Annotated in this window: 14 protein-coding genes; 3 read left to right on the top strand and 11 right to left on the bottom strand. The window is 48.9% G+C overall.

Annotation, left to right across the window (positions count from 1 at the left end):
* Positions 1-163 precede the first annotated feature (163 nt).
* The 3 genes from SHEWANA3_RS07610 (at position 164) to SHEWANA3_RS07620 (ending at position 2,101) form a co-directional block, all read left to right on the top strand.
* The gene (locus tag SHEWANA3_RS07610) at positions 164-523 is read left to right on the top strand and encodes a rhodanese-like domain-containing protein (RefSeq protein ID WP_011716501.1); all 360 of its coding nucleotides are present in this window, start codon (positions 164-166) and stop codon (positions 521-523) included.
* Positions 524-557: 34 nt separating this feature from the next.
* Positions 558-1,469: a bifunctional precorrin-2 dehydrogenase/sirohydrochlorin ferrochelatase gene (locus tag SHEWANA3_RS07615; RefSeq protein WP_011716502.1), complete on the top strand. Its 912-nt coding sequence runs from the start codon at positions 558-560 to the stop codon at positions 1,467-1,469.
* Between the two features lie 86 nt (positions 1,470-1,555).
* Positions 1,556-2,101: a YaeQ family protein gene (locus SHEWANA3_RS07620; protein WP_011622172.1), complete on the top strand. Its 546-nt coding sequence runs from the start codon at positions 1,556-1,558 to the stop codon at positions 2,099-2,101.
* Between the two features lie 40 nt (positions 2,102-2,141).
* Here the strand turns inward: SHEWANA3_RS07620 and SHEWANA3_RS07625 are convergent, their stop codons facing one another.
* The 11 genes from SHEWANA3_RS07625 to SHEWANA3_RS07675 all read right to left on the bottom strand — a co-directional run bounded on the left by SHEWANA3_RS07625 (position 2,142) and on the right by SHEWANA3_RS07675 (position 16,170).
* Positions 2,142-4,571, bottom strand: a complete 2,430-nt coding sequence (locus tag SHEWANA3_RS07625; RefSeq protein WP_011716503.1) for a S8 family serine peptidase — start codon at positions 4,569-4,571, stop codon at positions 2,142-2,144.
* A 584-nt stretch (positions 4,572-5,155) separates the two neighbouring features.
* Complete coding sequence (locus tag SHEWANA3_RS07630; protein ID WP_011716504.1) at positions 5,156-5,554, bottom strand: rhodanese-like domain-containing protein; 399 nt, start codon at positions 5,552-5,554, stop codon at positions 5,156-5,158.
* A 25-nt stretch (positions 5,555-5,579) separates the two neighbouring features.
* The gene (locus SHEWANA3_RS07635; RefSeq protein ID WP_011716505.1) at positions 5,580-5,792 is read right to left on the bottom strand and encodes a DUF2892 domain-containing protein; all 213 of its coding nucleotides are present in this window, start codon (positions 5,790-5,792) and stop codon (positions 5,580-5,582) included.
* Positions 5,793-5,850: 58 nt separating this feature from the next.
* A complete protein-coding gene (locus SHEWANA3_RS07640; RefSeq protein ID WP_011716506.1) occupies positions 5,851-9,081 on the bottom strand; it encodes an efflux RND transporter permease subunit in 3,231 nt (1,076 codons plus the stop codon).
* Between the two features lie 34 nt (positions 9,082-9,115).
* Complete coding sequence (locus SHEWANA3_RS07645; protein WP_011716507.1) at positions 9,116-10,129, bottom strand: efflux RND transporter periplasmic adaptor subunit; 1,014 nt, start codon at positions 10,127-10,129, stop codon at positions 9,116-9,118.
* Positions 10,130-10,311: 182 nt separating this feature from the next.
* Positions 10,312-11,028, bottom strand: a complete 717-nt coding sequence (locus SHEWANA3_RS07650) for an SIMPL domain-containing protein (RefSeq protein ID WP_041412588.1) — start codon at positions 11,026-11,028, stop codon at positions 10,312-10,314.
* Between the two features lie 157 nt (positions 11,029-11,185).
* Positions 11,186-11,572 (bottom strand): VOC family protein, encoded by a 387-nt coding sequence (locus SHEWANA3_RS07655; RefSeq protein ID WP_011716509.1) that lies wholly within the window; start codon positions 11,570-11,572, stop codon positions 11,186-11,188.
* A 100-nt stretch (positions 11,573-11,672) separates the two neighbouring features.
* Positions 11,673-12,959, bottom strand: a complete 1,287-nt coding sequence (locus SHEWANA3_RS07660) for an OmpP1/FadL family transporter (RefSeq protein ID WP_011716510.1) — start codon at positions 12,957-12,959, stop codon at positions 11,673-11,675.
* Positions 12,960-13,299: 340 nt separating this feature from the next.
* Positions 13,300-14,751 carry a sodium/proline symporter PutP gene (gene putP / locus SHEWANA3_RS07665; protein ID WP_011716511.1) on the bottom strand — a complete coding sequence of 484 codons (1,452 nt, stop codon included), beginning with the start codon at positions 14,749-14,751 and terminating at the stop codon, positions 13,300-13,302.
* 158 nt (positions 14,752-14,909) lie between these two features.
* The gene (locus tag SHEWANA3_RS07670) at positions 14,910-15,614 is read right to left on the bottom strand and encodes a DUF3379 domain-containing protein (protein ID WP_011716512.1); all 705 of its coding nucleotides are present in this window, start codon (positions 15,612-15,614) and stop codon (positions 14,910-14,912) included.
* Positions 15,607-16,170 carry a sigma-70 family RNA polymerase sigma factor gene (locus tag SHEWANA3_RS07675; RefSeq protein ID WP_011716513.1) on the bottom strand — a complete coding sequence of 188 codons (564 nt, stop codon included), beginning with the start codon at positions 16,168-16,170 and terminating at the stop codon, positions 15,607-15,609. Before SHEWANA3_RS07675 ends, SHEWANA3_RS07670 begins: the two co-directional genes overlap by 8 nt.
* Positions 16,171-16,239: the final 69 nt, after the last annotated feature.

The raw sequence follows: 16,239 nt of genomic DNA on the forward strand, positions 1-16,239 counted from the left end.
AGGCTAAGGGACGGGAGGTGATTCCACCTCACGCACGCTTTGGCTCATAAAGTCCGCGATTGTCACATGTCGTTAACCGCAAGGATTGCGTCTCCCCGCGTAGCGAATTACACTTCAATTCATATTAGCTAAGTCATTCAATCCCTTATCTAAGGAGGATCTGATGCATCCATCCAGTGCTTTTTCAGCCCTTGTCGAATCGATTCGTCCCCATGTTGTTGAAGTGAGTATTGAAGCCTATCAAGCCGATGACGCTTGGGTGTTGATAGATGTCCGCGAAGATAATGAATGGCTACAGGATCACCTGCCGCAGGCGAAGCACATGAGCCGCGGCATTATTGAGCGCGACATTGAACAGCGCTTTCCCGATAAACATACGCCTCTATTGCTTTACTGCGCGGGCGGTGCTCGCTCAGTGCTGGCGGCAAGCAGTTTGCAGCTAATGGGCTACCAAAAGGTCGCCTCCTTGATTGGTGGTTACAAGGGCTGGATCCAACGCCAGTTACCCGTGGTGCAAGAGTAATTTAGGCTGGTTTTACTTTTTATAGGCGAGTGGCATGCAATATTTCCCGCTGTTTATTGATACTGTGAATTTAAATGTCCTGTTAGTGGGGGCGGGGGATGTTGCCAGTCGTAAGCTGGCTTTGCTGACGCGTACCGAAGCCAATATCCATGTGATTGCCCCCGAGGTGAATCCCGAGGTAAAGGCCTATGCCGATGCAGGCAGGATTTTATTGTCTGAGCGGCCCGTGGTGCAGGCCGATATTCAAAATTACGATCTCATTTATTTAGCGACCGCGAACGATAAGCTCAATGCTGAATTAGCCACCTTAGCTACCGAGCGGGGAATTTGGGTCAATGCCGTGGATAATCCCGCCTATTGCCGCTTTATTACCCCATCGATTGTCGATAGGGGACGTCTTGTGGTGGCGATCAGCACTGCGGGTGCAGCGCCTGTGTTTGCGCGCACCATTCGAGCTCGTTTAGAGACCAGCCTGCCGCAATCGCTTAAGCCCTTGTTTGACTTTGTGGCCGACAAGCGTCTCGAAGTGCAGCAAAGACTCACTAAAACCGCGACGCGCCGATTATTCTGGGAACGCTTTTTCGACACCAATGGCGATAGATTTGATGCGCGAACCCCCGAGCATTATCAGAATGCTTTTAACCATATCGTCAGCCGCGGGGAAATCCTGTTATTGGACGATGCTACGCCCGTCGAGTTATTGCCGCTGGCGGCCATGCCGTTATTACAGCGCCTCGATTGGATTTACAGCGAAGCAGGTTTAGCCGAGGACTTGGCCGAGCTGGTGCGCCGCGATGCTAATCGTGCAGCGCTTCCCGCGCTGAGTGATATCAGCCGGGAATATGAGCAAGGCTCGCGGATGTTGTTGGTCGCCGATACCCAGAAGATTGCGCAACTTAAGGCGCATTTCCCGGTGGCGAAGCATTTACGCCCCGGCGCGATTTAGTCTTCTTTATCGCAGTTTGTTTGAGCTGACGGCGAGTCTTAGGTAGACTCGCCGTTATTTTTTTATCGTTAAGTTTAGGATGTACTATGGCTCTCAAAGCGACCGTGTTTAAGGTCAATCTTCAGATCGCCGATATGGACCGAGGTTATTATCAAGATCATCAGCTGACGTTAGCGCAGCATCCCTCCGAGACCGATGGCCGCATGATGGTGCGTCTGCTGGCCTTTATCCTAAACGCTTCCGAGACTTTAAGTTTTACTAAGGGATTGTGCGTCGACGATGAGCCTGAGCTGTGGGACAAGAGTCTCTCTGGTGAAGTGGACCTGTGGATTGAGTTTGGCCAAGCCGATGAGAAATGGCTGCGTAAGGCGAGCGGTCGCGCAAAAGCGGTACAGTTGTTTACCTACGGCGGACGCAGTGTTCCAATTTGGTGGAAACAGAATCAAGCGGCCCTAGAGCGTTATAAAAACCTTAAAGTGTGGAATATTGCCGAAGAGTCGGTGACGGCGATGGAGGCCTTAGTGAGCCGCACTATGTCGCTGCAGGCGTCCATCAGTGAAGGGCAAGTCTGGTTATCGGATAATGAGCACAGTGTGCTTATCGAGCCCGAAATGCTGAAAGATGACCAATAAAAAAGAGCCTGCAATTGCAGGCTCTTTGTTTAGACGAAGATTATTGGAATTTGAGTTCCCAGCTATCGATATAGCCTACGTCGCCACGGCCGCTATCAACCGCTTTGAGTTTCCACACACCGCTTGACTCCACGCCAGTCATATCAACTGTGTAGCTCTTGTTGATGTTGTCTGCGCCTGCGCCAGTGTTGTTATGCAGTGTTGCTGTTTGGCCTGTAGGGCTGATGAGCTGCACTTTTAAATCACCAATGTAAGGGTGAACAATATTCACCACGGCAGTCACAGTGCCTGAGTTACCCGTGCGAGTGACTGTGATAGGGCTAGTGATACCTGCGGTTTTGTTATCAGGAATATTGTAGTTATCAGCATTGGTGTAACTTGCTGGCGTGGTAGGAGTACCACCACCGCTTTGGGCTGTGTAGCTTGCGGTTAACGATACACCGCTAAAGGCTGAATAGCCTTTCACCATCGCGTAGTAAGTACCAGATTGAACGTTGCTGATTGGGCAAGATTCACTGTTACCACCTTTATATGGACGGCAATCGTAGTTTGAGGTCGTTGGCGCTGCGCCGTACTGTACGTACAGATCCGCATCACCCGTGCCACCGTTCATCACAAAGCCTAAGTTAGTTGCACCCTGTGGCACTTCAAACGAGAAATGCAGTTCTTCACTGGCGGCGCCGCTTAGACCGGTTTTTGGCACACCGTTCACCAACACGCTGTCAGTTGGAGTAGGGTCAACCGGATCCGTTGGACCATTACAGGAAGCATCTAAGAAGGTTTTCGCTGCAACGGCATTGACCAGACCATAGCCATAGTAGTCATCACGGCCTGCAGTGCCTAAGTCTTCAGCGGTTTGTTTGAGCGCGTTACGTACTTGAGCTGCGCTACATTCTGGGTGGTAGCTCCACACTAAGGTTGCCACACCAGAAACGTGCGGGGTCGCCATCGACGTACCGTTGTAGTACTCGTAGTCCTTATTGCCTTGGTTGCTTACGGTCACTGTTGCACCTAACTGGTTACGCAGTGCTAAACCGGTTGCACGGTCAACAGACACTGACACCATGTTGATTTCGCTGTTCGCATCGACCAAGAAGGGGTTTTGTAACCCAGGTAAGGCGCTGTTACTGTACACGATAACGGCGCTGGCACCTGCATTCTTACAGGCTTTTACTGCGTTGATTTCTGGGTATGAAGTGCCTTGGTTACCCACACGCTCAACTAAACACACCTTGTTAGCCATGTTGCCGCAGTTGAAGGTTGAGCCGCTAACCGTACATTCGGCTAAGGTTGCGGTTGCCGTGCCATTGTATGGATTGGGCGCGTAGTTGGTGCCCGATGGCGTAAAGCGATTGTGCGGCACAACGCCTGAGTTGAAGTAAGACTGACCACCGATAGTAATATCGGCTAAGCGACCCTCACCGCGGGTAACGGTAGAGAGAATGGCTTCACCAGGACCCGAGATCTCAACTTGGTTGGTGTACTGAGAGAAAGCTGAGTGGTCTTTATGATTATCGACCGATGCCACAGACATCACCGCATCGTACGAAGCAGGGTAACTGTGGGTATTGTTACCATCGTTACCGGCAGCGGCAATCAACAGTACGCCGTTATTGTAGTGAGCCGCTAACGCGTTACGCTCGGTAGTGCTTGAACCTGCGCCGCCTAAGCTCATGGTGACGACGTTTGCACCATTCGCCACACAGGTATCGACTGCTGACACCAGTGATGAGGAGTAACCCCAGCCAGCCTCGTTAAAGACTTTAATCACATGGATGTTGGCATTTTGATTTGGCATTACGCCAATCACGCCATCGTTGTTGGCGATCGCCGCGATAGTACCGGCAACGTGGGTACCATGGGCGTTGTTATTGCCTGGCTCGTACCAGTTACCTGTACCTGAGTTGTTGGTGCCCGTGACATTGTTTCCGCTTAAGTCGCTATGACCACGGTCATAACCAGAGTCGATAATACAGATGGTACGGTTGCCGGCCTGACTGTCGCTTAATTGGGTTGCACCCACAAAGGTTTGTCCCCAAGGCGTTGTTTCGCTTAGCAGGTGGCGTGGCATGTCTTCTTCCACATATTCCACATCGGCGCGGGCTCTTAATGCCTTAATGCCATTGTTATCCAGCTTAACTGAGTAGCTGTTACTGCGGCCGATACGCTTCATTTCTTTGGCTTGCGCCTTGTTTAGCACACTGTGCTGGGCGCTAATTTCAGCTACTTGAGGCTGATAATTCATTGTGGTGGCAAGCTGATCGCTGCTCTGCAGGCTGCTTTCAGACATCAAGGCTGGCGCATCGGCATTTTTAAATTTAACGATATAGCGCTTTGGCAGTGGAGAGGTCTGTGCTTGTTTGGCTGCGGCAAAACCTGGTGCGTCTGGGGCAGCATTAACACCTGCCGAGATCGCAATAGCTAAGCTAGATAAACTCAGGGCTATCTTAGTGGTTCGATTGATTGTCATGTTTTTCTTCCATGTTCAATTTAGTGTTAATCATTATTATTTTGTGCTTTTAAAGAATAACTACGACTCAGATGCTACTCGGTTAGTGAATTTATCTTTGAGGTAAGTATTTGTAAATTAAATGTTAATGGTATGGTGGTTGGTAAAAACAACTGTGTTGATAAGCGTTTAAAATGAATAAATACTCATGTGTAACAAGTTGTAACCGATATTTTTAAATATTTATGTTTTTTTATGTGGAAAAGGTGAATAAGCAAATGCGAATTTTTACGCTAAAAATGGCGATATCTTTAAAACGGTGTGAAGTTATTTAATTGAAATTACTTTATATATTTTTTTGGAATGAATAATTTCAAAAATAGTTTTATCTGTTTGGTTAAGATGTTGAATTTTATTCAAGTGATTGATTATGCGGTTTTATTGAATTTTAGTGTCGGTAGTTTGTCGTTTGCCAATTTATTGGCTTATTTGCATATCATTAACAGCATAAACGACAGATAAATATCTGTGTCAGGGTAAATGAAAAGAACAAAATACAAAAAAAGCGCCAACGGGCGCTTTTCATCGTAAATCTCAACAGCGAATTATTCTGTTTTCGGCTGAGCGTCGGCTAAGGTCTGATAACCGCCACCGTTATAGGTTTGAGTGTAACCCGCTGCGACTAAAGCTTCGGTCGCGATACTGCTGCGTCGACCACTACGGCAATACAACACTACGGGCGCATCTTTGGCGATACCGCGCTTAGCAAACTCAGCGGCGACTTGCTCAAAGGGAATATTAACCGCATTGGCTAAATGGCCTTCGGCAAACTCCTCTGGGGTGCGAACATCGAGCACCATAGCGCCAGCAGCGATTTTCTGCCACGCCACTTGGGGCTCTTGATCGGCGGCACTTGCCGCGCTGGGGACTAAGGCGAGTGATGACAGACTCAAGAGGGCCACCCCCAGTAAGGTTTTACTGCGACACAGTAACTTGTTGAACACTGACTTTCTCCTTTGCAAATATGCATTAACCTTGTCTAGCGATTTCAGCCTCGGATTTGACGCCTAGCTTGCGTAATACCATGGCCGCAGGGCAAAAACCCGTAAAAGCGCTTTGGAATAGGTTAGCGCCAACGAAGGCCGTTAACCACAAAAAGTTATGGTGTACAAAAGCGGTTAACACCAAAGACAGTAACACCATAAATCCGGCAAAAGCCATAATGCTGCGTTCGAGTGACATAGGTTGCTCCTAGAGGCAGCGCTATGGCTGCCTATTGTGGGTTAATCAGCTGTTTGAGTTAAGTTATGCGATTTTTCATCGCCGCGTAGTAAAGCACTGGAATAACGATTAGGGTCAGTAAGGTCGAGATAAAAATCCCGAAAATCAGACTGATCGCAAGCCCGTTGAAGATAGGGTCGTCCAGGATAAACAGGGCGCCAATCATGGCCGCCAAAGCGGTCAGCATAATGGGTTTGGCCCGTACGGCGCCCGAGTGGATGACAGCCCGCTCAAAGGGAACCCCTGAGGCGGTTTCCTGATTGATAAAATCCACTAATAATATCGAGTTACGGACAATAATCCCCGCCAAGGCAATCATGCCAATCATAGATGTCGCGGTAAATTGCGCGCCGAGCAGGGCATGCCCCGGCATGACCCCAATCACTGTCAGTGGGATCGGCGCCATAATGATAAGCGGCACCAGATAGGATCTAAATTGGGCAACGACCAATAAGTAAATCGCAATCATCCCCACGGCATAGGCAATGCCCATATCCCTGAAGGTTTCGTAGGTGATCTTCCATTCTCCGTCCCAAAGCACGGCGACTGAGTCTAGTCCGGTTGGTTGGTGGATATAATGCTGATCGAAACCTAAGCCACCTTCGCCGTCGATTTTACCCGCCATGTCGAACATGCCATAGAGCGGACTGTCGAGCGGACCGGCCATATCGGCAACCACCATCACCATAGGGATCATATTCTTATGGATGATAGGAGCATCGATTTTACCGCGCTTAATCGTCACCAGCTCAGACACGGGCACTGATTGCCCCGTTTGGCTCTGTAGCTTCATATTCAGCACTTGCTCTAAATCGATTTTAGCCCCTTCTTGCAGTTGCAGGCGGATAGGCACAGGTTGCTTCTGCTGCGCGATATGCAAGTAGCTTACATCCTTACCGCCAACCGAAGTTGCAATTAAATCAACGATATTGCTGTAGGGCACGGCCATCAGACTGGCTTTCGAACGGTCGATCATTACCTGCCATTTTTGCTGCGCTGCGGGCAAGAAAATATCAATATCGACCACATCTTTAGTCTCACGGAACAGTGACTGCAGCTCGTAGGCCGCTTGTTCGCGAATCGCAGGACTTGGACCATAGACTTCGGCCACAATCGGCGACCAGACTGGCGGGCCAGGTGGCACTTCGACGACTTTCACATTGGCCTGATATTTAGCGCCGATATGCTGTAATTCTTCACGTACCGACAGCGCAATGCTGTGACTATCACGCTTGCGATGCTTTTTATCGACTAAGTTAACCTGAATGTCGCCAAGCTCTTGGCTATGGCGCAGAAAATAGTGCCGTACTAAGCCGTTAAAATTCATCGGTGCATTGGTGCCGGCATAGAGCTGCAAATGTTCCACCTCGGGCACAGTAGCCAGGTAGCGACTTAAATCCTGAAGGACACGCTGGGTTTGCTCCACTGGCGTGCCTTCAGGCATATCCACCATGACTTGGAACTCGGATTTATTATCGAAGGGCAGCATCTTTAACACTACGAGCTGACCCACAGGCAGCGCCACGGCGATACCGATAAGCACAAAGACCCCAGCAGCAAGTCCAATCCGTGCTTTACGGGCACCTTTACCTAGCAGAAAGGGACCGATTAAACGGGTAAACAGACGCACCATTTTGCTCTCGTTCATCTGAGCATCGGCATCGCTGCTGTGCGCGGTATTAGTGGCTGAACCGCTGTGGTGTTTGAGCAGCTTACGACTCAGCCATGGGGTCACCATAAAGGCGACCACAAGGGAAATCAGCATGCCCATACTGGCGTTGATGGGAATGGGGCTCATATAAGGACCCATTAATCCCGACACAAATGCCATGGGCAGCAGGGCGGCGATAACGGTAAAGGTGGCGAGAATCGTCGGGCCGCCGACTTCATCGACCGCAACGGGGATGAGTTCGCTAAAGGATTTTTTACCGAGCGCCATGTGCCGGTGGATATTCTCCACCACCACAATGGCATCGTCGACCAAGATCCCGATGGAGAAAATCAGCGCGAATAGTGACACTCGGTTAAGGGTAAATCCCCACGCCCAGGAGGCGAACAGGGTGATCGCCAAGGTGATAATAATGGCGACACCGACCACCAGTGATTCGCGGGCGCCCATGGTTAAAAAGACCAATACGACAACGGCGCTGGTGGCAAAAATCAGCTTAAGAATAAGGGTGTTAGATTTATCCGCCGCCGTTTCACCATAGTTGCGCGAAACAGTCACTTCGACATTGCTTGGGATCAACACATTCTTGACCTTAGCAATGCGCGCGAGGGTCGCATCGGCAATATCGACGGCGTTTTGCCCCGGCTGCTTACCAATGGCTATGGTTACTGCGGGGTAAATATCTGTCTTGTCGCTATGCCAAACGCTTTGGGTGGGAATATCACTCTTTAAACTGATGTCGGCAGTATCGGCCAAATAAACGGGGATAGGTTTACCCTGCTTATCCTGAGAAATACTCACTACCAGCTGTTTTACATCGTCGATGGATTGTAAAAACTGACCCGCTTGAACCTTAATCTCTTGATTACCTTGCACTAAAGATGCAGGCATCGAGATGTGATTATTGTCATTCAGGCTCTGTCTCAACTTGTCATAGGTGAGATTAAAGCTGTTCATCTTGGCGGGATCGATACGCACATTCGCCACCATCTCATGTTGGCCAACGGTGTAAATCTCCCGCGTACCCGGGATCCGCTTGATTTCGGTTTCAAGTCCTAACGCCAGATGGGTCAACTGTTCGGCCGAGACCTGTTTGTCCTTGGACCAGAGTGTCAGGCTGACAATCGGCACATCATCGATACCGCGGGGTTTAATCAATGGTTCGCCGACACCCGCCCCCTGTGGCAGTTTATCCATATTGGAATAAATCTGGTTGTAGAGGCTGACAATGGCATCGTTGCGGGTTACGCCGACTTTAAAGATCACAATGATCATCGCGCCATCGGGCTGGGAGAAAGAATAGAGCGTGTCTATCCCTTTGAGCTCAGAGATCACTTGCTCTGCGGGCAGGGTGACTAAGTTTTCGACTTCGGTCGGAGTCGCGCCGGGGAAAGGGATAAAGACGTCGGCAAAAGTGACGTCAATCTGCGGTTCTTCTTCCTTTGGGGTCACTAAGATGGCAAATAAGCCGAGTAACAAACCCAGCAGTGCCAGCAGCGGCGTAATGGCACTGTTTTGAAATGCGGCCGCAATCCGACCCGAAATGCCAAGTGACGTCGAAGATTCAGTAGCGTGTTTCATTCAACAACCTCATCAAGTTGATATCGCTAGGGAATTATTGCTTTTGTTCAAGCAACACTTGGTAAGCATCCATGGCGACAATATCACCGGTTCGCAGTCCCGCGAGGACTTCTACTTCACCACCGACGGGCTCAGAGACGCGCACCTGGGTGAGCACAAATTGCTCGCCTTTTTTCAAGTAGACACTGCTAAGCTCATTCATGGTGATAAGCGTCGAGGTCGGCAGTTGGATTTTTTCCCGTTCGCCATTTTTAAACAGCGCCTTGGCCCAAGTACCGGGTTGAAGGTTAGGCTCATCCTTTGGCAGGTTAATCCGTACCTGATAGCTGTGGCTCACTGGGTCGGCAAAGCTAAAGATGGTGAGATCCTTGGAGGTGAGTTCACGACCATCACTTAAGCGCACCATAAACTCAGGCGCGTTTTTCAGTTGCTGAATATAGCGCTGTGGCACTTGGGTGATAGCGCGCATTTGGCTCGGTGAAAACCCCGATAGCAGTGGCTGACCGACACTGACGGTTTCGCCTAATTCGACTAAACGCTCGGTGACAATGCCGCTAAATGGTGCCGATACCACAGTATATTTGAGGGATTCAGTGGCTTTGATAACCCTAGCTTTGGCGGCACTCACGGCTTGTTCGGCGGCCTTGGCATTGGCGGTCGCTTCATCCATGGCGCCTTTTGAAATCGCGCCTTGGGGGAAGAGTTCTTTATAGCGTTTGTATTGGGCCTGCGCCTCGACATTCAGGGCTGTTGCTTTGGCGAGATCGGCTTCATAGCTTGCCAGTTCTGCGCCTTGCTCTTTGCTGGTGATCTCGAGTAACGCCGCGCCTTCTGGCACGACATCATTAACATCGTAGTTGAGCTTAACGATACGCCCTGAGGTTTGCGCCGAGACGGTAGCCGCTTTGACAGCCTCGATACTGGCGTCTAAGGTCACCCAATTCGCGTACGGTTTGCTCATCACCTCGAGGGTCGCTAAGGGCGCAGCCTGGGTGGCAAAGGGGGAAAAAACGAATAATGTGAATAGAGTACGTGAGATTGCAGCCATACCAAATCATCCCAAAAATAATTCATGAGTAAATTCTAATGGAGTTGTTTTGATTAGGCAATCAATATTTATTAGAAAAATTTAATGTAATCGATTTCGCTAATATAGGGAAACGGCGAATGAATCTTCCCTTACATCAATCGCCATGTCATCACTCTTAGGTCTTTGTCCTGCTTTAAATATCAGTCGTTTAAATAATAGGTCAGCGTAGACACAATGCGAATTTGTTTTATGTAAGGCGTGCTGCTGTCACGATCGGAAATCGTAAACTGGCCTTGGCTGGCACTCTTAATCTTACCCAAACGCGATTGTGAGTCCTTGGCAAACTTTTCGGCCACTTCCCGCGCATTTTGCGTCGCTTCCTGCACCATGGTCGGTTTCACATCATTGAGCGCCGTAAATAAAAACTCGGTGCGGTTTTCATAATCTTGGCTACCGATGGCAATGCCTTCTTTAACCAAATTTATCATTTGCTTACGCGTGCTTAGCATTAAATCAATCTGTGGGGTATAGACAGAAAGATTCACCTTAGCCGAGTAACGATACCTCACGTTCGGGTCGACGTAGCCTTGGGCCTGCCTGTCTTCTATCGTCGGCAGCGATACGGTAATCTCGCTGTCGCTAAAACCCTGTTCCTTGAGGAAGGCGACCACTCTGTCGGTTTTTTGCTGCACTGTGTCGTAGAGCTTAGGCAGGTTATTGTCGACTTCGGTGAAGTTAATCGGCCAGATGGCGATATTGGCTTTCACTTCCTTTTCGGCCAGCCCTTTAACTGTGACTGTGCGCTCTAGGGCTTTCATCTCTAACAGCGCCGAGCTAGCGCTTTGTCCTACATAGACCATGCCCGCACATAAAAAACCGCCAAGCACGAGGGCGGGGAGTAGGTAACTCTTTTGCATAACTGATTCTCTCGATGGGATGCCTTTCGCTACCATACTGCAATTAGATGATTTTGGGCATAGGTGAAGGCGCAAAGCTGAGCGCTTAATACTAAATGCTCAGCTGCTATTCAGGATTGAAAAGCTGTTGTTGCAAAGTGGCTTATAACTGAACGGCTTAATTGGCTGGCGGCGTTGGACTTGGCTGCCATAATTCGACTTTATTGCCATCGGGGTCGATAAACCAACCGAAACGGCCAAATTCCGAGTCTTCAATCTCCCCAATCTGTTCACCGCCGCCCTGAGAGACTTGCTGTAGGGCCTGCTCCAGATCGTCAACGATAAAATTGACCATAAAGCTTTTATCAGTCGGGGCAAAATAGCTAGTGTTATGGTCGAAGGGGGTCCACACATGGTAACCGGGCGTGGGTTTATCGTTATGATAAAAAGCCGCGCCGCCCCAGTTTTCAATCGGTATTTGCAGATGGGTTTGATACCAAGTGGCTAACGCGACGGGATCAGTACTTTTAAAAAAAATACCACCAAGTCCAATGACTTTTGCCATAAGGGTGACAGTGCAAGGGAAGGATGGATTAACTTTAGGCAATAAATACGCAAGATACAAAAAAGCCGCATAAATGCGGCTTTTTTGAGGCGTAAACAGCTTAGAACTGGTAGCTGTACTGTACTGAGTAGTACATACCTTTTGATTCAGTTACGGCGTTCACAGGGCCTGTGATAGCGCTGTTTTCGATCAGGTGAACTTCTTCACCTTTAATGTACGCGATACCTAAGTCAACGGTGTTTTGTGGGTTGATGTGGTAGCTCATACCCGCTGTGTACCAGTTACGGTCAGAGTCTGGGAATGAAATCGAGCTGATTTCGTCCACAACGCCTTGGTCATGCATATAACCTGCACGAACAGTGAATTGTTCGTTGATGGTGTATGTACCACCTACGCTGAATAACCATGAATCTTTCCATTGGTATTCTTTCAGGGCTACGTCACCTACGGGTTGAGTCACACCCACAGCGGCAATCGTTGCAGTACCGTCTTTCGCAGTGATTTGATCGAAGTTGCCCCATTGGGTGTGCTGCGCAGTGTAGTGCAGTGCAAACTTAGGTGTGATCTGATGGAAACCGGCTACTTGGAAAATATCCGCTAACGGTACATCTAAGCTATCGAAACTGGTCGTAACTGGTACTGCACCTACACCAGGAATGGTTGTCATCGAGACAGTATTGATATCGCCTTCAACATTTACGGTTGGGCTGAAACGGTAGCTGATACCGAAACGGTTATCTTTATTTAATTCAACAGTGGCACCCACGATACCACCGAAAGCCCAACCATCAGCGTCTACGTCAACCAGAGGCGTAGTGCCCATATTACGGGTTAAGCGGCCTTCGCCGTAGACGGCATCCAAACCCGCACCGATGCTGAACATATCGTTGATGCGGTATGACACGCTGGCGTTGAAGTTAACTGTAGTGACTTCAGTTTCACCGAGTAGGTCGAAAGGTGCTGCAGGCTTGTTCTTAGACAAAGAGCTGGCGTCAGTACCTGTACCGAAGTTAGAGAATGCGGCAAAACCCACGGCGAATTTATCGTCGATTGGGTGGATGTAGAAAATGTTCGGGATAACTTTAGAGCTACCCGCATCGTCGATACTGCCTAAGTCATAGGCGCCACCGCCAAAGTTAACGTCTTTAACGTCAACAGTAATATCGGCATAGGTTAGGCCTAAAGAGATTGCATCTTTATCGAATAATGCCATCGCTGCTGGGTTACGCGATAACACAGAGGCGTTATCGGCGATGACTGCGTCACCAGCAAAAGCACGGCCCATACCTGTAGCTGATTGGCTGTTTAATTGGAAACCCGAAGCGAAAGTTTGTGAGCTCGCCAGTGCAACTGCAACGGCAAGCAGCGTCTTGTTGAATGATTTCATTATTATTCTCTCATTATTTTGGTATTGGATTTTGTTCGGTCCTAGTCGCCGGAACAACGCGCAAATCCTTTTATAATCTTCGGCATGTTAGGGATTGTGTGTAACCTCAACAAGTCCGACCAGATTTGATTTTTGTTAAAAAACAGTTAATTAAAACGGGGTCATACTTTAGCATGAACGAATGGTCGGGCCAGATGCTTGGTATCTTTGGCTTTTATCTTAAGGCGAGGTTTTAATTGAGGTTAACGTTTTGTAACTGATGAAAGGTTAATAAATTTATACAAATTGTAAAAAGCGTACACTTGTACGCTTTTTACGTTCTCAGAAATTATTTCAGCTGTTACAACGCGGACTTAAATTGCTCAAACTCTGCGGTGATGGTTTCTGCTGGGCGAGACATCTTGCTCACAACAACCCCTGCAATAATTGCAAACACAAATCCAGGTAAGATTTCGTATAGGTCGAAAATGCCACCTGTGAGCTGCTTCCATATCACCACGGTTAATGCGCCGACAATAATGGTAGCAATTGCACCGTTACGGCTGTATTGCTTCCAGAAGAGTGACAGGAGCACCACAGGGCCAAAGGCAGCGCCAAAACCTGCCCACGCATAGCTCACAAGGCTTAATACACTGCTTTCAGGATTCAATGCAATGATGCCTGCGATCACGGCAATGGCCAGCACGCCCATACGACCTACCATCATCAACTCGCGATCGTCGGCTTGAGGGCGCAACCACTTGCGGTAAAAGTCTTCGGTGATGACGCTCGAGCACACCAATAACTGCGAATCAATGGTACTCATAATGGCCGATAGAATTGCGGCGATCAGCAAGCCCCCAATCCAAGGGTTAAAGGCGGCTTGGGCTAAATGAATAAACACGGTTTCGGCATTGGCGAGTGGTTGATTGGCAAAATACAGTGAACCCGCTAACCCTGTGGCTAAAGCGCCGATGAGGGATAACATCATCCAGCTCATGGCGATACGGCGAGACAGCGGTAGTGCATCGGCAGTGCCAATGGCCATAAAGCGCGACAAAATATGTGGCTGGCCGAAATAACCTAGTCCCCACGCCAGCAGTGATAACAAGCCAATTACCGTGGTTTTGTCACTGATAAGTGCCAGCATAGCCGGGTCGATAGACTCAATTCCCGCATGGCTCTCTGGGTGCGAGAACACCGCAAAGGGGATGATCAGCAGGGCTATCAGCATCAAGCAGCCTTGGAAGAAGTCGGTCCAACTCACGGCAAAAAAGCCGCCAATAAAGGTGTAACCCACGATGATGGCCGAACCAATGACTAAGGCAACGGTGTAATCGAGTCCGAAGACTTTTTCGAACAGAATGGCGCCGCCCACCATGCCAGAGGATGCATAGAAGGTGAAAAACACCAGAATCGTGACCGCAGAGACGAGTTTGAGGTAGCCCTGTTTATCGTGAAAACGTTTCTCGAAGAAGTCGGGCAGGGTGAGGGCGTTGTCCGCTAATTGAGTGTAAATGCGCAAACGTTTGGCCACAAACAACCAGTTAAGCCAAGCACCGACGACTAAGCCGATACCAATCCAAGCTTCGCCTAAGCCGCCTAAGTAAACGGCGCCGGGTAAACCTAAGAGTAACCAGCCTGACATATCGGAGGCGCCCACGCTGAGCGCGGTTACGGCGGGGCCCATTTTACGGCCACCTAAAATATAATCATCAACAGTATCGGTGGCACGGTAAGCCCAAAATCCTATGCCCATCATCAATACTAAATAGCCAACAAATGTGATTAAAATCGGGGTTTCAATCGTCATATTGTCTTTATCCCATCTTGTTATTATTAAAAGTGGCAAGCATGCTACCAGATGTTTGAGCAAGAACCCATTAGTAGATAAAGATGTGACCGAAATCCGACCTCCTAGCATGAGAAAAGATCGGAGGTCGGCATAAGAAAGGATTTGATATTAATAGGTTAGATAAAGGTGTTCTTGATTTCGTCTTTTACGAAGCTAAGGTCGGTCTTATCTTCACCCACAAGCAAAATGTATGCATCACCAGCCTCAAAGCCCATACCTTGATATTTACCGTCGGCGAAGGTGTTGTCCAGCACCATGCGTTTTTCAATCGGCACAATAAACAGAGTGACTTTGCCTTTTTCAGCTTGCAGCACTAAGTGCAGACTCTTAACCCCTTGAAAATCGCAGTAAGAGGTGTAATAGACCTTACCGGGCTGCTCAGTAAATTTAGCGTGGCCGAGGTTTTTTAAGGAGGCGAGCTGCGCGTTCACTTGGCTAAAGTTGACATTTTGATCCACCTGCAAGGCCACGCCTTCATGGTAGACATGGGCTAATGCATGCTCGGCTAAATCCACCGGACCTAAGCGCAACAAGCTGAAACTGATCCCCACAATAAAGGCAATGGACGCGGCCATGGCCACCAAAAAGCCCGTTTGACGGCGCTGCTTATGGTGCTGCTGCAATTGTTGGCGCAGGATCAGCTTGTCGGCTAAATCTTCTGGCACATCCACTTTTAAGGCGTGGGTGAGTTTGGCGTCTAAGCTTTTAAGCTCAGCGACGAATGCTTGGTTTTCTGCGCTTTCCTGCATTTGCGCAACAAACTCAGGATCTTGATTATGAGGATCTTCATAAGCTTGACGTCTAAATTTAAGCTCATCCATTGGATTGGCCTCTTACCTCAGTTTTCTCAAGTAATTCTTTCAATTGGTTCCTCGCCCGAAATAAACGCGTCATCACGGTATTACGATTCAGTTCCAATAGTTGGGCGATTTCATCCCCACTAAAACCGCCAATCAATTGCAGTAATAAGGGTTCCCGATATTCAATATCCAGCTTAGCGATTTGTCGCCTCAGCCAATATTGCTCAGTTTGCTCTTCTGTGCTGGAGGCGATGTGATCTTCTAAGCTGTCTTGCTCGACATCGGCGTAATCGAATTGTTTGCGCTCGAATCGACGGGCATTTTCGCGCCTCAGAATCGTGATCAGCCAAGCCTTCGCCGCTTTATCATCCTGTAGGGAATCTAAAGAGCGCCATGCCCGCAAGAAGGTTTCTTGGGTGATGTCCTCTGCCACCTGCTTATCGCCGCATAACCAAAAGGCATAGCGGAAGATATCGGCGTGCAGCGCCTTGACTAGGCTATTGTATCGTCGTTGTTTGCTCAGCATGTCAGAAGAGACCGCAGGCTCGACGGATTTCTTTCGCCAGTTAGCAAACATTTTTTCGATATTTTCTTTTTATTTTACGATTCAAAAGATTACACCTTACTCATTCGATTAAGCCGTGCG

Source organism: Shewanella sp. ANA-3 (genome assembly GCF_000203935.1).
Lineage (GTDB): Bacteria > Pseudomonadota > Gammaproteobacteria > Enterobacterales > Shewanellaceae > Shewanella.